Source organism: Fodinicurvata halophila (genome assembly GCF_042651425.1).
Classification (GTDB): Bacteria; Pseudomonadota; Alphaproteobacteria; order Kiloniellales; family DSM-21159; genus Fodinicurvata; species Fodinicurvata halophila.
In genome coordinates, this window is the sequence record NZ_JBHSCW010000001.1 from 360,822 (window position 1) to 381,687 (window position 20,866).

The 20,866-nt window shown below is 57.9% G+C and carries 17 protein-coding genes; 3 read left to right on the top strand and 14 right to left on the bottom strand.

All coding sequences use genetic code 11. From position 1 onward, the window contains the following. Positions 1-54: 54 nt before the first annotated feature. The 6 genes from ACFOW6_RS01750 to ACFOW6_RS01775 all read right to left on the bottom strand — a co-directional run bounded on the left by ACFOW6_RS01750 (position 55) and on the right by ACFOW6_RS01775 (position 7,425). Complete coding sequence (locus tag ACFOW6_RS01750; RefSeq protein WP_382420524.1) at positions 55-855, bottom strand: ABC transporter permease; 801 nt, start codon at positions 853-855, stop codon at positions 55-57. A 5-nt stretch (positions 856-860) separates the two neighbouring features. Continuing rightward, positions 861-1,625: an ABC transporter ATP-binding protein gene (locus tag ACFOW6_RS01755; protein ID WP_382420525.1), complete on the bottom strand. Its 765-nt coding sequence runs from the start codon at positions 1,623-1,625 to the stop codon at positions 861-863. A gap of 42 nt (positions 1,626-1,667) precedes the next feature. Next, complete coding sequence (locus ACFOW6_RS01760; protein WP_382420527.1) at positions 1,668-2,669, bottom strand: ABC transporter substrate-binding protein; 1,002 nt, start codon at positions 2,667-2,669, stop codon at positions 1,668-1,670. 89 nt (positions 2,670-2,758) lie between these two features. Continuing rightward, on the bottom strand, positions 2,759-3,460 hold the full coding sequence (locus ACFOW6_RS01765; RefSeq protein ID WP_382420529.1) for a TetR/AcrR family transcriptional regulator: 702 nt from the start codon (positions 3,458-3,460) through the stop codon (positions 2,759-2,761). Continuing rightward, positions 3,461-5,218 (bottom strand): hydantoinase B/oxoprolinase family protein, encoded by a 1,758-nt coding sequence (locus ACFOW6_RS01770; RefSeq protein WP_382420531.1) that lies wholly within the window; start codon positions 5,216-5,218, stop codon positions 3,461-3,463. It lies immediately after the preceding gene. A 5-nt stretch (positions 5,219-5,223) separates the two neighbouring features. Beyond that, entirely contained in the window at positions 5,224-7,425 is a 2,202-nt protein-coding gene (locus ACFOW6_RS01775) for a hydantoinase/oxoprolinase family protein (protein ID WP_382420533.1), read from the bottom strand. A 184-nt stretch (positions 7,426-7,609) separates the two neighbouring features. Between ACFOW6_RS01775 and ACFOW6_RS01780 the strand changes: the two genes are divergently transcribed. Continuing rightward, positions 7,610-8,857, top strand: a complete 1,248-nt coding sequence (locus tag ACFOW6_RS01780; protein WP_382420535.1) for an NAD(P)/FAD-dependent oxidoreductase — start codon at positions 7,610-7,612, stop codon at positions 8,855-8,857. A 35-nt stretch (positions 8,858-8,892) separates the two neighbouring features. Continuing rightward, positions 8,893-9,663, top strand: coding sequence for a maleate cis-trans isomerase family protein (locus tag ACFOW6_RS01785; protein ID WP_382420537.1), 771 nt, complete (start codon positions 8,893-8,895; stop codon positions 9,661-9,663). Positions 9,664-10,137: 474 nt separating this feature from the next. Here the strand turns inward: ACFOW6_RS01785 and ACFOW6_RS01790 are convergent, their stop codons facing one another. The 8 genes from ACFOW6_RS01790 to ACFOW6_RS01825 all read right to left on the bottom strand — a co-directional run bounded on the left by ACFOW6_RS01790 (position 10,138) and on the right by ACFOW6_RS01825 (position 19,378). After that, entirely contained in the window at positions 10,138-12,534 is a 2,397-nt protein-coding gene (locus ACFOW6_RS01790) for an aldehyde dehydrogenase family protein (RefSeq protein WP_382420539.1), read from the bottom strand. Between the two features lie 28 nt (positions 12,535-12,562). After that, a complete protein-coding gene (gene deoC / locus ACFOW6_RS01795; protein WP_382420541.1) occupies positions 12,563-13,603 on the bottom strand; it encodes a deoxyribose-phosphate aldolase in 1,041 nt (346 codons plus the stop codon). Continuing rightward, positions 13,600-14,532, bottom strand: a complete 933-nt coding sequence (gene rbsK, locus ACFOW6_RS01800; protein ID WP_382420544.1) for a ribokinase — start codon at positions 14,530-14,532, stop codon at positions 13,600-13,602. Before rbsK ends, deoC begins: the two co-directional genes overlap by 4 nt. Before the next feature lie 27 nt (positions 14,533-14,559). Continuing rightward, positions 14,560-14,991 (bottom strand): RbsD/FucU family protein, encoded by a 432-nt coding sequence (locus tag ACFOW6_RS01805; protein ID WP_382420546.1) that lies wholly within the window; start codon positions 14,989-14,991, stop codon positions 14,560-14,562. Between the two features lie 43 nt (positions 14,992-15,034). After that, on the bottom strand, positions 15,035-15,859 hold the full coding sequence (locus ACFOW6_RS01810) for a carbohydrate ABC transporter permease (RefSeq protein WP_382420548.1): 825 nt from the start codon (positions 15,857-15,859) through the stop codon (positions 15,035-15,037). Then, positions 15,856-16,704 carry a carbohydrate ABC transporter permease gene (locus ACFOW6_RS01815; protein WP_382420550.1) on the bottom strand — a complete coding sequence of 283 codons (849 nt, stop codon included), beginning with the start codon at positions 16,702-16,704 and terminating at the stop codon, positions 15,856-15,858. Before ACFOW6_RS01815 ends, ACFOW6_RS01810 begins: the two co-directional genes overlap by 4 nt. An 80-nt stretch (positions 16,705-16,784) precedes the next feature. Then, positions 16,785-18,134: an ABC transporter substrate-binding protein gene (locus ACFOW6_RS01820; RefSeq protein WP_382420552.1), complete on the bottom strand. Its 1,350-nt coding sequence runs from the start codon at positions 18,132-18,134 to the stop codon at positions 16,785-16,787. Positions 18,135-18,304: 170 nt separating this feature from the next. Further along, complete coding sequence (locus tag ACFOW6_RS01825) at positions 18,305-19,378, bottom strand: ABC transporter ATP-binding protein (RefSeq protein WP_382420554.1); 1,074 nt, start codon at positions 19,376-19,378, stop codon at positions 18,305-18,307. A 677-nt stretch (positions 19,379-20,055) separates the two neighbouring features. Between ACFOW6_RS01825 and ACFOW6_RS01830 the strand changes: the two genes are divergently transcribed. Continuing rightward, a complete protein-coding gene (locus ACFOW6_RS01830; protein WP_382420556.1) occupies positions 20,056-20,832 on the top strand; it encodes a DeoR family transcriptional regulator in 777 nt (258 codons plus the stop codon). The last annotated feature ends 34 nt before the right edge of the window (positions 20,833-20,866 follow it).

Genomic DNA, 20,866 nt, shown 5'->3' on the forward strand with positions numbered 1-20,866 from the left:
TTTTGATTGTTTCTTTCATACCCTTATCCCTGCTACCGGCCTTCGCCATACAGCTCATGCGCCCGGCTGGGGAGCGGCCTTTTTCTCGCCGCGCTGCGAGACGTGCCAGGGAAGCAGCAACCTCTCCATGAGATCGACCAGATAGAACAGGATGGTGCCCACGATCCCCAGAATCACCAGTGCCACGAAGACGCGCGGCGTGTTGAACATGCCCTGGCTTTGAAGGATCACATGACCCAGTCCGGCTTCGCCGGCAACGAACTCGCCGACGATGGCCCCGATCAGCGCAAAGGAGATCGCTACCTTCATGCCTGCGAAGATGCTGGGCAGCGCATTGGGAAAGCGGATCTTCATCAGGATATCCGTATTGGACGCGCGGGAGGCCTTGGCCAGATTGATCATATCCGGATCCACCGAGCGCAGTCCCAGAACGGCGTCGATGACAATCGGGAAAATGGCGATTGCGATGGCGATCGCGATCTTCGGCTCGCTGCCCGTCCCCATCCAGAGAACGAACAGGGGTGCCAGCGCTACCTTCGGCACCGAATTCAGTGCAACCAGAAGCGTATAGAGCGTTCGATCGAGAAATTTTGAATAGACGATCCCGATAGCACAGAGCACACCCGCCAACACAGCTACGACAAAGCCGGTGACCGTCACCAGTAAAGTGTACCCTGTATTCTCAATAAAATAGCCCGGCGCCTCCAGGAAGTTGACAAGTATGATGGATGGAGGCGGTAGAATGAAAATGCGTGGCTGGAAAATCCAGACACAGACTTCCCATACGGCAATAGCACCCACCAAGACCAGGAGAATGGACAGGACGCGTTCGGAGCGTCTGAAGGCCTGTATCATCTGAATTATTCCTGTTTGAAGACGCCCAGGTCGGAGAAGAAATCCCGGATATGCGCCGTATACTTGCCGAACTCGGACGTCTCCCGGATTGACAGCGGACGCGGGCGTGGGAGGTCGATGTCGATTACCTCAGCGATTCGACCCGGATTTCGTGACATCAGCGCAACCCGGTCGGACAGGTAGACCGCCTCTGTAATTGAATGGGTAATGAAAAGGACCGTTTTCCGGCTTTCCAGCCACATCCGCTGCAACTCGAAATTCAATTCATCCCTGGTCATGGCATCCAGCGCACCGAACGGTTCATCCATGAGTAGAAGTTCAGGGTCATCCAGAAGGGCCCGACATATGGCTGCTCTCTGTCGCATGCCCCCGGACAGCTCCCACGGATGGCGATCCTCGAATCCACTAAGTCCGAACATCTCGAGGAGCTGCCTCGCCCGCTCACGATAGCTCTTCACATCAAGCTTCTTGAACTCGGCTGTGATCAGGACGTTGCTCAGAATATCCCGCCAATCCAGCAGAATATCGCGTTGAAACACCACCCCCATGCCTTGGGGGGCGCCGTTTACCGGCGCCCCCTTGATACGCAGATTCCCGCCGGAAAGAGGCTCCAGCGAGGCCACGAGCTTGAGAATAGTGCTCTTTCCACACCCACTGGGACCCAGCAGGCTGAGGAATTGCTCGGAGGGAATTTCAAGATCTATCCCTTGAAGGGCATGAACTGCCCCTTTTGGAGAAGGATAGACCTTATCCACGTTCTCCAGTTCCACATAGGCAGACATCTATACGCTTCCCTGCAGATAAGTAGAGAGTCAGGTGAGCAGGTCGTTCGTATAGTATTCTTCCGGCATATGGCCTTCCGAAATGACACCGGCCTCTTCCATGGAGGCGATTGCCATCTCCCAGTCCTCGTCGGCCTGAATGCCATAGCCAAGCCCTGCCGTCGCCTCGGTCACGAAGAAATCGTCATAGGCTGCCATCTGGCCATGGAGCGTGTCCGGGTTGAGATCCGCGTTGGGACGCTGATCGATGATCGCCTGAACAGCCTCATCCACATGACCATCGAAGATGTATTCCCAGGCCCGGATCTGGACTTCAGCCAACTTGGCCAGCTTGTCCGAGGAGTCTGCAATGGTTTCCTCAGTGGCGATCAGGCCATAGCTGGGAAAGACGATGCCCTTGTCGATGGCCAGGATCGGCTTGGCCGGCCGCGTGTCCTCCACCAGTGGCGGCCCGAATGGAGCCAGCGACATGAAGCCATCCGCCTCTCCTGAGGCGTAGGTGCTGACCATCGCCGGCGGCGAAACCATCACCACATCGACGGTATCGCGGGACAGGCCGGACGCCTCCAGAAAGGGATCGATGAAGGGCGCCCAGGGGCTGGCCGTGAAACAGCTCAGCTTGAGGCCTTCGAGTCCCTCGGCCGTATCGGGCCCGGTTTCGCGGTCCACTAGCACGGCCAGATCGCTCCTGCGGGCAAAGCCCGCAAAGGACTTGACCGGCAATTCGTTCTCGCGCGCCACGGCCATGGGGCCGAGTTGAACCTGCCCGACTTCCACGCGTCCCGCGCCGACAAGCTGGATCGTGTCCAGTGTGCCCTTGCCATCTTGGATTTCAACATCGAGGCCGGCTTCCTCGAACCAGCCGTTCACTTGCGCCAGATGCATCGCACCGTGGATCCCCCACGGAGCAAAATCCAAACGCACGACAACCTTTTCGGCCGCTTTCAGAGGACGAGGCCCACTTGCCAGCACAAGTCCGGCGGCTGCAGAGCCTGCGAGAAAGCTACGCCTTGATACCCATCTTTGTCTCATAACTGATCTCCCTGTCTTATGGTCTTCCAAATTACTCAGTTATATTAACTAACAAGTTAGTTTATTTACCGACTATCCGTTGTAAAGCCTCATTCTTCCGTTTTGTGGCAAAGATAGCCGATCACCATGTCCACCATATGATCCTCACGCTGGCGGATGCGCTCTGCCTCGGTCAGATTCTGCCTGAAGATAGTGCCCAGTGTGTACTGGTTGGACAGATAGAAATACCCGAGGCCAGATAGTGAAATGTAAAGGTCAACCGGGTCGACATTGCGGCGGAAAATCCCCTGCTCCTGACCGCGCCGAACCAGTTCATCCATGGTTTCGAGCAAGGGATTGTAGAGCTCCTTGACGGTTTCCGACTTGCGAATATGCCGGGCCTGGTGAAGATTTTCGCTGTTCAGCAGACTGATCACTTCCGGATGCTGCAGGAAGTGTTCGAACGTGTAGCGAACCAGGCTCCGCATGCCGTCTACCGGCCCAAGGTCGCGAATCTGGAAATCCCGGTGATGATCGCGCATCAAGGTATAGGCACCTTCCATCACCTTGATGAACAGTTCTTCCTTCCCGGCGAAATGATGATAAAGAAGGTTCTTGCTGATGCCCGCGCTTTGCACGATGCGATCGATCCTTGCCCCGTCGTAGCCACTGCGAGCGAACTCCTTCGTCGCACAGGCAATGATCTTCTCGCGTGTGCGCTTCGGGTCACGGCGGTTGCTCGCGGACTGCTTCCGCTTTGGAGCGGCCTGGCCGCGCTCTGTTGCTTCCGAATACGAGCCCGGCTGATCCATCTAGCTTGCCCTTCTTGTCTCAGGCCCTGGTTGGTCATCGTGTATAAGACGCTCTGCCCGCAATTCTTCGGTTGCCCTCGTGTCCAGCTCGCCTGAAGTCGGATTCACAACGACGGCATGGTGCCGCCGCGCATAGTCCACCGAAATCTTGCGGTTCCAGACGTCGCGCGCCACTCGTTCAGGGTCGCGTGTCATGGGATCACCATATCCGCCGCTGCCGGCCTGTTCGTGCCGAATCAGATCGTCGGGCTGCAGGATCATAGTCACCTTGCCGGGAAGCTCCTCTGTCTTGCCGTCCCGGATCAGGTAGTTGTGCGTCAGACGTCCCGGCTCTCCGCCGTTAAGTCCATAAGGCTGGAACTTCGCGCGGTCAGCGCGAAGCTGAAGCTGGACATCTTCGGTGAGCACACGGTAGGAGCGCGCCACCCCCAAACCTCCGCGCCATTTGCCGGCACCACCGCTATCGGGAATCAACTGGTACTCCTCGACACGCACCGGATGCTGAGCCTCCATGGTCTCGACCGGTGTGTTCGACAAGTTCTGCGAGGGGTTGGTAATGGCCTCGACCCCGTCCTTGTCCGGACGTCCGCCCCAGGCACCACAGATCATGTCCACGATGATGAAAGGCGATTTGTCGGGCCTGCGGCCGCCCAGGCAAACCACGGTGTTGCCGCCCTCGCCCGCTGCCGGCACACGGGCCGGTACGATCTGGGAGAGTGCCCCGAACATCGCATCCACCACGCGATAGCCGGTCAGCGCACGTGCCGCGCAGGCCCCGGGCTCCACGGGATTGAGGATCGAAGCCTCCGGTACCTGCACCTCGATACAGCGGAAGACGCCCGCGTTGTTGGGAATATCGCCTTCCAGGACGCAACGCACACTCAGATAGGTGCAGGAATTGGTGTAGGAGCGTGTGGAATTCAGCGCCGCCTTTACTTGGGGAGCGCTGCCCGCATAGTCCACCACCAACCGGTCATCCTGGACCTCGATCGTCACCTTGATCGGCACCGGTTCGTCGGAAAAACCATCGTCGTCGAGATAATCGGTGAAGCTATAGGTTCCGTTGGGCCACTTCTTGATCTCCTCGCGGGTCATACGTTCGGCATAGTCCAACAGGCCAGTGAAGTAACCTTGGGCAAGTGGCGCACCATAGCGCTCGAACATGCGGCCCAACTCGCGCTCCCCCACACGGCAGGCGGCGTACTGGGCCTTCAGGTCGCCGATCACCCGATCCGGCAGACGGACATTGCGCTCAATCAGATCGAACAGCGTCTTGTTCGGTCTGCCCGCTTCGTAAAGCTTGGAAACCGGTATGCGTATGCCTTCCTGATAGATCTCCGTGGAATCGCTGGCGTTGGAACCGGGCACCCGACCGCCGACGTCCGTATGGTGGCAGATCACGACCCCAAAGGCTTGCAGACGATCTTCATGGAAGATCGGATAGAACATGAAGATGTCCGGCAGGTGCATGCCGCCCTGATAGGGATCGTTCAGGATCACCGCGTCGCCGGGCTTCAGATCATCGCCGTATTCCTCCAGCACCACTGACATGGCCTCCGGCACGGCACCAAGGTGCAGCGCGATGGTCTTGGCCTGAGCCAACATACTGCCATCCGCGCCACATAGGGCCGCGGAGTAGTCCATCACATCCTTGACGATCTCCGAGCGCGCGGTGCGCACGACGGTATAGGCCATTTCATCGACGATGGAATCCAGACCGTTCTTGATGACCGCGAAAGTAATAGGATCCAGCTGCATCTCGCTTAGGCCTCCCTACCCACGGACTGCTCGTCCGAGGGTTTCTTGTTGTCGCTGCTTCGCTCGATGATCAAACTGCCGAAGCTGTCCTCATGAACCTGTGCCCACGGCGGAATTATGATCGTGGTGTCGTAGGTTTCCACAATCATGGGCCCGCTACGCGGCACGCTGTCGATCATTGCACGCGAGACGACAGCGGTATCGACGTATCCCTGCTCGCGTTCGAAATAGACGGCACGGCGGCTTTGGCTGGTTTCGGTTTTTTCAAGCTGCGCCTTTGTGTGCTCGAAGCGTAGGCGGTTTTCCAGATGCCCCACCGCCGTCAGCCGCAGGCAAACCATCTCCAACGGCTCTTCGTTGTTGTAACCGTAGGTCGTCTGGTAATCGCGCTGGAACGCCTCATAGATGGCCTGCCGGTGGACAGCATCCAGTTTGCCTTCCGGCAGGGCGACCGTCAGTTCCGAAGACTGCCCCATGTAACGCAGGTCTATCTCGAAGGAGAGCTTCTGTGCCGCTTCCTCATAGCCTTCCTCCCCAAGGAGCTCAGCAGCTTCCTCAGCCAACTCCGCTTTCAATACCTCGAAGCGTTCGGGAGTAAGCGCCCCAAGCGGCGTGATGAAGCTGCGCGAGAGCTTGTGCTTGATGTCCGAGGCCAGCATACCCGCCGAGCAGAACACACCCGACAGCGGTGGAATGACCACACGCTGCATCTCGAGCTGACGTGCGAGATCGGCGGCGTGTGCCGGCCCGCTTCCACCGAAAGCCATCAGTGCCATGTCACGCGGATCGCGCCCGCGCTCCACGGTCACCGAGCGGATCGACCGTCCCATGTTCACATTCGCCACCTCGCGGATGCCCAGTGCGGCCTCTTCAACCGTCAACCCCAAAGGTTCAGCCAGCTTGCTGCGGATCGCTTCGACCGCCAGGTTACGATCGATCTTCAGGCTGCCACCAGCCAGATTCTCTGGATTCAGATAACCCAGCACCACGTTAGCATCCGTCACCGTCGGTTCGTCATTGCCGCGCCCATAGCAAACCGGGCCGGGGTCTGCGCCGGCAGATTTCGGGCCGACGCGCAGCAATCCGCCCTCGTCGATCCAGGCAATGGAGCCGCCGCCAGCACCAACCTCGGCGATGTCGATGGCGGGAACCTTCAGCATGTAGCCGCCGCCCTTGATGAAGCGGCTGGGAGAGGAAATCCCGTCGCGAAATTCGTACTCCGAGGTCAGCATCGGACTGGAATTCTCAACGATGGCACTCTTGGCCGTTGTGCCTCCCATATCGAAAACCACCATGTCAGGGGTCTGCATGGCCTCCGAGAGCCGCGCCGCGCCCGAAACGCCGCCCGCGGGGCCGGAGCCCACGGCGAAGACCGGCCGCTGCGCCGCCAGGTCCGCGCCCATCATGCCGCCTGCGGAAGAAACCACGAGCAACGGCGCGCTGAACCCCACTTCACGCAACGCGGTGCGCAGTCGGGCGATATAGGTCCGCATTGCAGGCAGAAGATAGGCATTTACCACCGTCGTCGAAGTGCGTTCGTACTCCTTGATTTCAGGCAGAACGTCACAGCTTGCGGTCACCAGCAGATCGGGAAAGGCGCGGGTGATGATCTCCTTCGCCTCGTTCTCGTGTGCCGCGTTGACGTAACTGTTGATGAAGCACAACGCGATGCTTTCCACGCCCTCCTCAACAAGCTGTGCAGCGGTGCTTTCGACCTGCGCTCGATTCAAGGGCCGGACCACAGACCCATCAGAGCCAATACGCTCCTCGATCTCCAGGCGGTGACGCCGATGCACCAGCGCCTCCGGCTTTTCCCAGGTCAGATCGAACATTTGCGGCGTACGGATACGCCCGATTTCAAGAACGTCAGCGAATCCTTTTGTTGTCAGAAGTCCGGTGACGGCTCCAACACGCTGCAGCAGCGTGTTGGAGCCCACCGTCGTGCCGTGGACGATTTCCCTGACTGCGGAGACCGGGATATCCAATCGTTTCAGGACCTCGACCACACCTGTCACAACACCCTTGCCTGGGTCCTCTGGAGTGGACGACACCTTGTTGAGATACAAGCGGCCATCACCGCATTGAACAACGATATCCGTAAAGGTGCCGCCAATATCAACGCCGATCCGGACATCTCCGGCAGCCCCTTGCTCTGCGATATTTGCCACGTCGGTTTTTTCTGTCTGGCTCTGCTCGGAAACCGCCACTGTCTTCCCTCTCAGCACGAGTCGTTCTTGCACATATTATTGTACTAACCGTTCTTCCAATATTATTGGACAAGGTAGTTCAAATGAGTCAATAAGGAAAATTGAAGGCTCGAGAAAAGTTGATCTCCGGGAATTCGACTGTCTTGAGAAAATTGTTCAAGAACAACGATTTCTAGAGAGGCAAATGAAACAGTGTGACGTCCTGATTCTGGGAGCCGGCATCGTCGGCGTCAGTACGGCCCTCCAACTTCAAAAGCGCGGACTGTCGGTGATCCTGGGTGATCGGCGCAGTCCTGGCGAGGAAACCTCTTACGGGAACTCCGGGGTCATTGGAGGTCCCAGCGTCTATCCGGTTACGTTCCCACGGAATGCGAGAAAGCTTGTCGAGATCGCACTCAACCGATCAACGGCAGCGCGCTACAATCCAGCTTTCCTGCCCTACATCGCTGGCTGGCTGGTGGCCCATTACCGCTCCTCCGCCCCGGAGCGCCTGGAGTACGTCGCGCACGCCATGCATCCATTGATGTCACGAGCCCTTGCCGAGCATGAGAGCCTTTTGGACTCCGCCGGTGCTCTCGGTTATCTGCGCCGAAACGGCTGGATATCCCTCTATCGTCACAGCCCCTCTTACGAAGCCGTGAAACCGGCCCTGGAGCTAGGTAGAGAAATGGGCCGCGTCTTCAGCGTCCTGGACACCGCTGATGCATGCCGGCTGGAGCCCGCGCTCAACCCGATTTTCAGGCATGCTGTACACAGTCAGGACATTGCCAGCGTCTCCGACCCGCTGGGCGTGACCCGCGCCTACGCTGACCATTTTCGCAGCAATGGAGGCACTTTCGTCACCGGCGACGCACGCAGCCTGAAACGGCAAAAGTCCGGTTGGCAGCTGGACAGTGGGGAGGGGCCAGTCATGGGGCGCGAGGTGGTTGTGGCCTTGGGCCCCTGGTCATCGGAACTGCTCGCCCAGTTGGGCCTTCACCTTCCGTTGGCAGTACAGCGCGGATATCACAATCACTTCGCCACGGACAGCAGTGCGGACCTGAAGCACCCGGTCCTCGACGCCGATATCGGCTACGTCATCTCGCCCATGGAGCAAGGGCTCCGCTTGACCACGGGGGTCGAGTTCGACCGGCGCGATGCCCGTCCCACACCAGTGCAATTGGAACGTCTTCTGCCCCAGGCCCACAGATTGCTGAAGCTCGGACCAGCGGTAGAAAAGCAGCCCTGGCTGGGCGCGCGTCCCTGTTTTCCGGACACCATGCCTGTCGTCGGCCCGGCGCCGAAGTTGCCCGGCCTCTGGTTGACCTACGGCCACGGGCACATGGGCCTAACCCTGGGTCCCATTACCGGACGGCTGCTCGCCGAAACCATGCTGGGCGAAACGCCTTTCACGGACCCTAGGCCCTATCAAGCCGAGCGGTTCTTGAACTGATCCTGCAGACAATCTGAGATGGAGGACCATCCGACATGAGCGACGCACAGGCCACCCTAGCCGGATGGCAGGAAATGACACTTTCGATGTCTGCCCCATCGTCGGTTTCAGTCGGACTGATCGCGCTTGCCAACGACAGCACGATCGAACCGGATCTGTACGGTTTCCTTGGGCCGGAGAACATCCGCATCCAGACCAATCGCATCCCCGCGCCGCGCTATCTTGACGTGAAGAGCCTGCATGCCCTCAAAGACAAGATCGCAGACACGGCCGCCGGCCTCATGACGACTAATCATTTGGACGTGATGGCATTTGGCTGCACATCCGCCAGCATGGCTCTTGGAAGCGCCGCAATCACCGAAGCCATTCATAGGGCAAGGCCGAATATCAAGGTGGCCAATCCCGTAGAGGCCGCCCTGAAGGGTCTCCGGCAGCTGGGCTGTTCCCGCATCTCGCTCCTCACGCCCTACATCGGCGAGGTCAACGCCCTCGTCGAAGACTATCTTGTCCGTCATAAGCTGGACTTGGTCCGCAAGGGCTATTTCCCTGTGCGCGACAACGACACACGGTCCCATGTCTCTCTTGAGGCGTTTGAAGCTGCGGCAGATTACCTGATGAACGATTCCGCGGCCGACGCATTGTTCATCTCCTGCACCGCCCTGAGAACAGCACCGGTTATCGAGCACCTTGAAAAGCGTCTAGGCAAGCCTGTGGTCACCAGCAATCAGGCATTGGCCTGGGACTGCCTCAGGCAAGCTGGAGATACACGTTCATTGCTAGGCTTGGGACAACTGATGAGGACATGAAACCTGTGAACTTTCCAGATTCACCATCGCACTTTTGAGCCATTTTGTATCTGTCAGCTCATATTCAGTCGACCTGTAATAGAGGGCATGCCCCACTGAGGACAACAAAGGCGTTTGTATCTACCGGCGTAATCTTCGTCCAATCAATCATCGGGATCCTGAGTTAGCTTATTCCGCTTCTTACCTGCGGTGAGATTCCTGCGGTGGGAATCCGCCATACGATAGTATAATGGGATTTTCAGCTTTATTTCCTGATGCTTACTCTTACTCGCACCTTTACTTGACATCGTAGGGGTCGCTGGTTCAATACCAGCCGCGCCCACCATTATTTCGATAAATCAATTATTTAGGCTCTTCCCCATGAACGGGGGATGGGCATTCATCAGATACGGCTAATCACGTTTACCTTTCCAGAAAGGCGTAGACACAGTTTTTTGTGCATTTTCAGACTAATCTTCGTTCAAATCTAGCAAGCTACTCGCCATAAGGCACCCAGACATTCTTAACCTGGGTCGCCTGTTTCAGCAGTTCCCGGCCCTGCCCCTGTCGCGGGTCGTACCAGTCGAAAGCCCGGCCCTCATGCGTCCACACGCGCTTCATGTTGCTCACCGATTCAGCCTTTGTCGCCGCCATGCCCGAGATCGGACCGAAGTACCACAAGGCTTCCACACCGGCATGTGCAGAAAGAACGGGAGACAGCTCATCCGGCCGGCCTGTCACTATGTTGACCACTCCGGCCGGGACATCGCTGGTTTCCAGGATCTGGTAGAAATCCGTCGCGATCAGCGGATAGGACGCCGAAGGCACGGTGACCACGCGATTGCCAGCGGCAATGGCATGCGCCACCAGCGAAATAAAGGCAAGCAAGGGAGTGTCGTCAGGACAGATGATCCCGATGACTCCCATCGGTTCCTGCAATGCTAGAGTCAGCTTGCGACCCGGCGGATTATGAACGGCCCCCTCGTACTTGTCCGCCCAGGCGGCAGCCGAGAAGATCCGCTCAATGCTTGTGTGCACTTCCTTCGCCGCGGACTTGCTGGTACCGCCGGTCATGCGCTGCAAACGCGATGAGAACTCGTCACTGCGCTGTTCAAGATTCTCCGCAATGAAGTAGAGGATCTGGGCCCGGGAATGACCATCGCTCTGTTCCCAAGCCTGCGCCTTGCGCGCTGCCTCTACTGCATCACGAATGTCCTTGCGATTGCCGAGCGGGACTTCTCCAAGATGGTCACCGTTCGCAGCCGCGATGGGAATGCTGTAACCACTGTCAGGGCGCGTCTGCTTGCCGCCAATGTAGAGCTTGGCCGTACGGTCAATTCCAAGCGCAGGTCCGCTTCCCGGGGCAGCGCCCGAGACCGGCGCGGACTTCGTACCGCTGGACTCGGGCAGGCGCGGCAACTGTCGGCTCCAGGAGGGGACTAAATACTCCTCGAGGCCTTCGCGACCACCTTCCCGGCCATAGCCACTCTCCCGGTATCCACCAAAACCACAGGCCGCATCGAACTGATTGGTCGAGTTAACCCAAACCACCCCGGCCTTCAGGCGCGGTGCCAGTTCCAGGGCCACGTTGATGTTCTCCGACCAGACACTGGCCGCCAGGCCATAGACGGTGTTGTTGGCAAGAGCCACGGCCTCATCCGGAGTACGGAAGGTCATGCTGGTCAGGACGGGACCAAATATCTCGGTCTGGGCTGCGTGCGAAGCCGGTCCCACGTTCGTCAACAGCGTCGGCGGATAGTACAACCCTTCATCTGGCACCGGGACCTCCGCCTGATAGCAGTGAGCCCCCTCTTCCACGGCACGATCGACAATACTGCGGATACGCTCCAACTGAACGGGGGCAACGATCGCGCCTACGTCAACTGCCTTGTCCAGAGGCGAGCCCATGCGCAGGCTCTCCATGCGACGCCGAACCTTGTCCATGAGGCGATCAGCTACAGGCTCGTGGACAAGCAGCCTCGAGCCCGCGCAACAGACCTCGCCCTGGTTGAACCAGATGCCGTTGACCAGGCCCTCGACGGCGCTGTCGAGGTCGGCATCATCGAACACGATGAAGGGTGACTTGCCGCCGAGCTCGAGGGTCAGGCGTTTCGAGCTGTTCGCTGTGGCGCGGCGTATCTCTTTGCCCACTTCCGTGGAGCCGGTGAAGGCGACCTTGTCCACATCCGAATGTGCAACAAGCTTTGCCCCCGTCTCGCCATCGCCGGTGACAATATTGACGACACCTGGCGGCAGGCCGACCTCGCGACAGAGCTCGGCAAAGGCAAGTGCCGTCAGGGAGGTGAATTCCGCGGGCTTGAGGACCACGGTGTTCCCGGTGGCAAGCGCCGGCGCAATCTTCCAGGCCAGCATCAGCAGGGGGAAGTTCCAGGGAATCACCTGAGCGGCCACACCGAGTGGCTCGTGCTGCGGGAACTCGTCCGCCAGTATCTGGGCCCACCCAGCGTGGTGATAGAAGTGGCGTGCGACCAGTGGAACGTCGATGTCGCGCATCTCGCGGATCGGCTTTCCGTTGTCCAGGCAGTCCAGGACCGCCAGCCGCCGGGAATGCTTCTGAACCTGCCGGGCAAGTGCATAGAGATAACGGGCGCGTCCATGACAGCCGAGCTTCCACCAACCCGACTGCGCCGTCCTGGCCGCCGCGACCGCCTTGTCGATGTCCTTGGGACCGGCACTGGAAATGCTGGCCAAGGTTTCGCCGGTGGCGGGATTGATGCTGTCGAACCGCTTCTTGCCGGCTGACGGGCACCATTCTCCACCAATGAAGAGTCCGAAGCGCCGTTCGTGCTCATCCAGCCAATTCACGGCCTCCCTGGGATCTTCGGGCGCCGGGCCATAGTTCATCATTTCGAATGTTTCCAGAATGGTCATTGGGCACACCTTGGGGAATCGATCCGTATCAGGCGACGGGATGGCGGAAATCGGCCGAGTAGAATCCGGTGGCGTTGTGCTCAAGCTGGCGTTCTATGTCGCCCAGCAAAGAGCTCGCACCGAAGCGGAACAAGCCTGGGTCAAGCCATTCGCGGCCAAGCTCCTCCTTGATCATGACCAGCCAATCCAAGGCGCTTTTTGCCGTACTGATTCCACCCGCCGGCTTGAGCCCGACCTTCATGCCGGCTCGCTCCTGGTACTCGCGGATGGCCCTGGCCATGACAAGACCCACGGGCAAAGTGGCATTCACCGATTCCTTGCCGGTCGAAGTCTTTATGAAGTCAGCCCCGGCCATCATGCAGACCAGACTCGCACGCGCCACGTTGCGGAGGGTCGACAGATCGCCCGTGGCCAGGATTGTCTTCATGTGGGTATCGCCGCAGGCTTCTCGAAAAGCGGCAACCTCGTTGTACAGGGCCTCCCAATCCGCATTGAGCACGTGGGCCCGCGTGATCACGATGTCGATTTCCCGGGCACCGGCAGCGACCGAGCGGCGAATTTCCGAAAGCCGCTCCGGGAACGGAGACAGTCCTGCAGGGAATCCTGTCGAAACCGCCGCAACAGGAATGCCGGTGCCTTCAAGTGCACGAACGGCCGTTTCCACATAAGCGTGATAAACACAGACCGCCCCGACATGGAGTCCAAGGTTTTCCGCACCGAGCGTCGTCAACAGATCCTGTCGCACCGGTTGGCGTGCCTTGTAGCATAAACGACGTACGCGTTCCGCGGTGTCGTCGCCGGAGAGCGTTGTAAGGTCGATACAGGAAACGGCCTTCAGCAGCCAGGCCGCTTGCCAGAATTTCTTCACAGTCCGGCGCTTCGGCAGGGTGGCCGCGCGTTCCTCGATTGCACTGCGATTGGCACGCAGGGACCGCACCCAGCCAATGTCGAGCGGCATTCCCGCATTCGTCGGCGTGCTCTGCATCAGGACCGGAAACTCAGACACAGAAGACGGACCGACCTCGAGCTGTTTGTTTACTGTAGCCTGAGCGGCGCTTGCATGACTCATCCTGCCCTCTCCAAAAGACTTTCCACCTCCTCCCGGGACGGCATTGACGGGGCTGTCCCCCGCTTCGTGACCGAGAGACCCGCCACCGCGCAGCCAAAGTGTGCGGCGTCCATGAGTGGCAGGCCTTCGGCGAGGGCCGCGACCAGACCGCCATTGAACGCATCGCCAGCCCCGGTGGTGTCCAGAACATGTCCGGCATTCACCGCAGGTATCACGCGTTCCTGGTTCTCGCTGCTGACATAGACACCTTCTTCTCCAAGAGTGATAAGCACGTGGCGCACGCCCCATTCACGCAGGGTTGCAGCTGCCGAAGCCACCTGTTCGCGTGTTCTCACTTCACGGCCGACAAGCAAACTCGCCTCGGACATATTGGGAGTCAGGTAATCGATCTGCGAAAACACCTCGCGTGGCAATTCCACCGCAGGGGCCGGATTGAGAACGACGGGCACCCCGTGTCGGTAAGCGAGCTCGATCCCATACAGACACGCATCTGTTGACAGTTCCAATTGCGAGACAAACAGGGTCGAACTCGCAATGGTATTCGAGGCTGCATCCACATCGGATCTGTTCAGATTGCCGCATGCCCCCGGCACGATAACGATCGCATTCTCGCCCCGCGCATCGTCAACGATGATCGTCGCGGTCCCGGACGGCGCATCCGGATCATTCGAGACATGGCCGGCACCTATACCCTCGTCCTCATAGACCCGGCGTGCCATCTCGCCGAACGTATCCTGTGCCACACGGGTAATGAGCTCGACTTTTGCATTTTGTCGAGCTGCAGCCACAGCCTGATTCGAGCCCTTGCCACCGGGCCCCATGGAGAACCCGGTCCCATGCAGGGTTTCCCCCCATTCCGGCATCCGCAGCGTGCGGCAGGCCAGGTCCACGAAGAACGCACCAAGGATGGTGATGTACTTATCGCTCATGAAATTCTCTCCAACTGCAAATCCTGCTCATGCGCCAACCACGCCCTTCTTCAGCAGGATACAGCCATAGGGTCGCTGCTCTCCGGTAGCGACAATGGCATAGGCCTCACGGGAGCGTTCGTAGAATTCAAAGCGCTCCAGCTGGCCCATGGGCCATGACCGCCCCTCCGCAGCATCGATCTCCTGCTGAAAGAGTTGCTGGACTTCCGGAACGTCCGAGGGCTGTCCCACCATCTCCATGCGCAGGGCCGGCTGCTCGACGAAGGTGTCCAGCGGCATGAGTTGGAGGCAAGCCCTCAGGACCTCGGGTGCAGGCGCCGCATCCAGCCGCACAATCCTCTGCGCCATGGACACTGCGGGGAAGTGGGCATCGACGATGGCAATGTCGTCTCCATGCCCCATGGAGGCCAGCACGTGGAGCAGTTCTGGCGTATGAAGTGTGGTAAGCGTCTTAAGCATGGAGGTCCTCCATAATCGGAAATCGTGATCTGCGGGTTCGCCATCATTTGACGGCCCCCATTGTCAGACCACGTGCCAGATAACGTTGCAGGAAGAAGGCCATGACGACGACTGGCAGGACCGCAATGACTGCAGACGCCGAGATCGGCCCCCAGAGGATCTCATGGCCGCCTGCGAATTGAGCGATCACCACCGGCAGAGGCTCCACGTTCGAGCCACTGAAGATGATGGCGTATGCAAAATCGTTCCAGGCAAAGATGAAAGTGAACAAGGCCGAAACGATCAGGCCGGGTGCGACCAACGGCACGACGATGAGGCGAAAGATCTGAAACGGTGTTGCCCCATCAACCTTGGCGGCCTCCTCGATCTCCAGGGGCAGCTCCTGGACAAAACTCATGAGGATCCATATGGCGAAGGGCAGGTTGAAAACCGTATAGGCGATGATCAAACCGAGGTGCGTATCAACCAGCCCGAGATAGCGGTAAATCACGAACAGCGGCAGTATGGTCGCGATCGGCGGGAACATCCGGATGGACAGGATCCAGAAGGACAGGTGCTGCCGTCCAAGCTGAAAGCGGGCAATCGCATATGCTGCCGGCGCTCCCAGGCCTACGGAAATGATCATCGACGACGTCGCGATGATCAGGCTGTCGATCAGTCCGCCCAGTGCCCCCTGTTCCAGGGCATCGGGAAAATTCGACCAGACAAATTCCTCGGGCCACCAAACGGTCGGCTGAATAAAGAACTCGCCGCGGGCCTTCAGGCTACCCAGGATCATCCACACAAAGGGGAGCATGAAGAATGCAAGCACGAGCAGAATGATAACCCATGCCACTACACGTTCACTGGTGGTCGGCTTCGTGATCATTTTTCCTGCCCCGTCTGCCGGGCAACGAAGCGGAGGAACAGCTTTGCGGCAATCACAACAATAATAAGCTGGATAAAGGTCAGAGCCGCTGCATAGCCCGGACTGAAGAACTTGAAGCCCTGCAGATAGGTATAATAGGTCAGCGTCTCACTGCTGTTGCCCGGTCCGCCTTGAGTCAGAATGTAGACGAGATCGAACGTCTTGAAGATGTCCACGGAGCGCAAGAGGATGCCGATCGCTGCGATTGGCAGAATGAGCGGCAGGATGACCAGGCGAAACAAGGACCATCCATACGCGCCGTCCAATGTCGCTGCCTCCAGTATATCCTGCGGAATGCCTTGCAGTGCGGCCAACATGATCAGGGTCATGAATGGTGTCCATTGCCAGGTATCCGTCAGCAGAATGGTCAAGAGCGCTGTGTCTGTGGTTGCCAGCCAGGACGGCCCATCGATGCCGATCATTGTCAGCAGCGCGTTCAAGGGTCCTGAAGTGGCATTGAAGATAAGGCGTCCCTGCCAACCCGCCACGACTTGGGAAACAATCGAGGGAATCAGCAACAGGGACAGAATCAGCGTGCGGCCGCGCTCCAATCGAAAGAGGAGCGAAGCGATCAAGTAGCCGAGTGTGATCTGCAATGCCAGGCCGCCAAACAGCAGGATGGCGGTATTGAGCATGGCATTTATGAATCGCGAATCTGCGGTCAGTGCGCGCACATAGTTGCCCAGGCCCTCGAACGCGAGAGGGGCTGGCGTTCCGTACTGCAGATTCGTCAGCGACACCCCCAGGGAAAAGAGCAGGGGCACGATCGTGACGATGAACAGCAGCCCCACTGCGGGGGCTGCCATCCACCTTGCAAATCTACGCTCTTCAGATCCAATCATCTGCAAGATCCCGCATCATTTGATGTGGATGAGCGTGCGGGCACTCACTCGAGCAATCCGGCATCACGATAGCCGCTGAGGGCCTGATCCCAGAACTGCTTCTGATTATCCACACCCAGGCGCTGATTTATGGCTTCCCATTCCTGGGCGGCTTCGTCCAAGGCGGCCTTGGGCTCAAGCTGCCCGGAAAGGGCCTTGTTGACGGCCAAATCCAAGATGTCGTTGTACTCGGCCGCGCCGGGAATATTGAGATCGGGAAAGCCGTTGCTGAGGTTCGCCATCGTGGCATCCGCCCAAGCTTGCGCGACCTCTTCGTCCTCGAAGGGATACTCGGAGAGGTCCGAGAAATGAGCCTCGCGATAGGGGTCCTGTCCGCTCCAGTTGGCACCAACAGTCGTCTGGCTCTTATCCAGTGAGAGGAACTTGGCCACCCAATAGGCTGCCTCCTTGTTTTCGGAGGCTTCTGGAACAGCCAGCACACGACCCACCGGCATGGGAGCGCGATGGTTCACTTCGCCATCCATTTCCGTTCCCGGAACCAGTCCGAAACCGGCCTTCCCGACAATCTCGCTGACTTCCGGATCGGCGGTCTTCTTGCCGACATCCGACCATTGGATAACCATGGCAACTTCGCCATCGAGGAAGGTGTTCTTGAGCTCCTCATAGCCATAGCCCAATACGTCGGGAGGGCTGTATGGCAGGACATCGACCATGTTCTGGAGAGATTCGACAGCTGCTTCCGAATTGATCTGGGGATTCATCTCTTCGTCGAAATATATCCCTCCGGTACTGGCGAAACGCGCGAGGAACCACGCATAACTGAAACCACGCGCCCCATAGGTAGCGGTTCCGTAGAATGGACTGTCCAGTGTTTCCCCGGCCAGGGTATCGCCTTCTTCGCGCGTGAAGAACTCGGCGACTTCAAGCCACTCGTCCCATGTCTCCGGAGGTGTCAGTTCCCGACCGTACTCTTCCTCAAAGGCCGCCTGTTCCTCGTCATTGTTGAACAGGTCCTTTCGGTAGTACATGTTCAGGACGTCCCCATCGTACGGCAAAGCATAGGTTTCGCCGTCCCACTTGAGATAGACCTCCTGATAGGCACGCTGGACCTGATCAAGTTTCGGCGACCAGATCGAAGCAGGCTCCTTCTCCATATAATCATCGAGTGGCTCGAGGTAGCCGTTTCCAGCGAAATCCCCCAGATACGACGGGTAGAAAAGCACCAGGTCACTGTCCGACGCGCCGGAAACGAAGTCGGTCTTGAGCCGGTCATACAGACCGGTGAATGTGGTCCCGACTTTCTCGATCGTAATTCCGGCCTTTGCCAATTCGTCGGAATACTGGTCAAAGGCAGCCATGTTCTGGCCTTCGTCACCGACAACCGTAATCGTCACATCGTCAAAATCGGGATACTCAATATCTTGTGCGGCAGTCGTTCCGCAGGATAGGCCAAACGTTGCCGCTGCAGCCATAAGGGCCACTCTCTTTGGGCACTTCATGATCGCTTTCCTCCTCTGGTTAAGACGGTTGTTGTTTGCGTGCTCTTTCATGGCACGTTTGTCCTCTATGCCACTCGCAGGCCTGTTCCCTGATCAAACAAGTGGACGCGCTCAAGGTCGGGCATCAGTTGGATTTGATCGCCAGGACGCAATGAAAGACGCTCATGAAAGACGGCACAGATGCGTGTGTCGCCGATATGAACAAAGACATGATCCTGGTCCCCCATGGCTTCCACGACATCCACCGTGACAGGAAGTGCACGGGAATCTTCAGATACCGTGAGGGCAATCGGACGAATGCCATAGGTAACTTTACGTCCGTCCTCGATCTGGATGTCTGAAGAAAGTGGCAGAGCCCCCACCTCGCTTTCGATGTAAGTCTCTCCGTTCTCGTTCCTGGCCGCTTGGCCTGAGAAGAGATTCATTGAAGGAGACCCGATAAACCCTGCGACAAACTCCGTCGCGGGTTGATCGTAGACTTCGAGCGGTGATCCAACCTGCTCTACAATTCCGTCGCGCATCACCACAATCTGATCAGCCATCGTCATGGCTTCCCCTTGATCATGTGTGACGTAGATCGTTGTCGTACTCAGACGCTGCTGCAGCTGGCGGATCTCAGTGCGCATACGCACTCTGAGCTTCGCGTCCAGGTTTGACAGAGGTTCGTCGAACAGGAATACCTGCGGATCACGCATGATCGCGCGTGCCATCGCCACCCGCTGCCTTTGCCCGCCGGACAGTTGCCGGGGATAACGCTCAAGGTACTCACTGATGCCGACCAATTCAGCGACTTCAAGCGCTTGGCGTCGGCGTTCACCTTTCGTGATTCCCTTCAACCTGAGGTTAAATCCGAGATTCTCGGCGACCGTCATATGCGGATAGAGGGCATAGCTCTGGAAAACCATCGCCACGTCCCTGTTCCGAGCAGGAACGTCGTTGATGATCTTCTCTCCAATGGCGATCTCGCCATCAGTGACGTCTTCCAGGCCCGCAACCATGCGCAAGAGTGTGGACTTTCCACAGCCCGAAGGACCAACCAGAACCGTGAAGGATTCATCAGGGATTGTGATATCCACACCATGAACCACAGGAAGTTCGCCGAAGGCCTTTGTTATATTCTTCAAGACGACTGAAGCCATGAACTACACCTCTTGCATTCTACCAATGCCGCCCCTCCCTGCGTTTCAGACCTGATGGATGGTTCTGATCGGCGCAGATGGTGCGGAGCCATTCACATAAGCTGAATGACCTCCATCGGAGTTAGATTCATAGCCGCAGGAGAAAACGCAGAAAGCGCATGATGGGATTGAGAACACATGGGATTTCCTGCCCTGACGAGATTATTGTTTCGGCAATGGCACTTGAATGCCTACTTTTACCATCTTGATGTTACGATTATCACATTCCATGTGATTTTCACAACATGATTCCCATGCTATTGTCCGATCTTTCAAAGTGGGTTTTGTGCTGTTTGGCTTCCAAGCTCAGCAAAATCAGCCTCAAAATATTCGTGCAAAACCGGTCTACGCATTATGACGATGCTGTTACTGGCCTCCTCCTTAGAAGGGCTCGAACATGCAGTTCGATTCATATGATTGATGAAGAATGGAACCTTACCGCAATTCCCGATCCGCTGACCTATCCAGCAATCAAAGGGAAGACTGCTGCCTGCCCATGCAGGTAAAAGTGACCTTCCCCGGGAAAGTGCCGCTGGTTGTCAGCAACTTTCTCGGAGACCGGATCTTTCCGACTGAAAGTGATCGTCCCGACTTCAACAAAGGAGCCGGTTTGCGAGCGAAATGGAGAACTTGTTCTCATGAATGACCGCACCGCCCGTCGCCTGACACGGCTATACGAGGCCCTCGCCAAGGGAGGCACTCTCCACCTCTCCGAAGCGGCGCGTTTGTGCGGAGTCTCGGAAATGACGATCCGGCGAGATGTCTCGGCAAGCGAGGGGGCAATGACGTTCCTGGGGGGACGCCTTGTCATGACTAGGGATCCCCAGTTTGCCCCCCTCTACGATCTCAATAAGCAACAGGATCGTAGAGCTCAGGAGAAATACCGCCTGTGCGAACGTGCAGCACAGTTCATCGAAGACGGCGATTCCGTGTTCATCGATTGCGGCACCACATTGGTCGCACTTATTGGACTGCTGGACGGCTTTGAACAACTCACTGTCGTGACCTACGCCCTGAACGTCGCCAATGCGGTGGCAAATCATCCGAACGTCAGATTGGTCCTGCTCGGCGGATTGTTCCATGCCTCGTCTTCCTCCTTTGAAAGTGAGGACATGACCACCGCCATTCGCCGCATTGGAATCAACAAGGCATTCATCTCAGCGGCAGGCGTCCATTGGGAGAGAGGTGTCAGTTGCTTCCATTTCCATGAGGTGCTGCCAAAACAGGCTGCCATTTCCTCAGCAGAGCAGAGGTTCCTCGTGGTTGATTCCAGCAAGTTCGGAGCAATCCGTCCGGCAATATTCGCCGATCTGGGTCAGTTCGACGTTCTTGTCACAAGTGATGAAAGCAGACATCAGCTCCCTCTCAGTAGGGAAGGCATTGAACGAGGTGGTCTACAGTTTGTGACAGCCTGATTCTCTCGCCAATTCCAACACCTAAGTGCTTTCA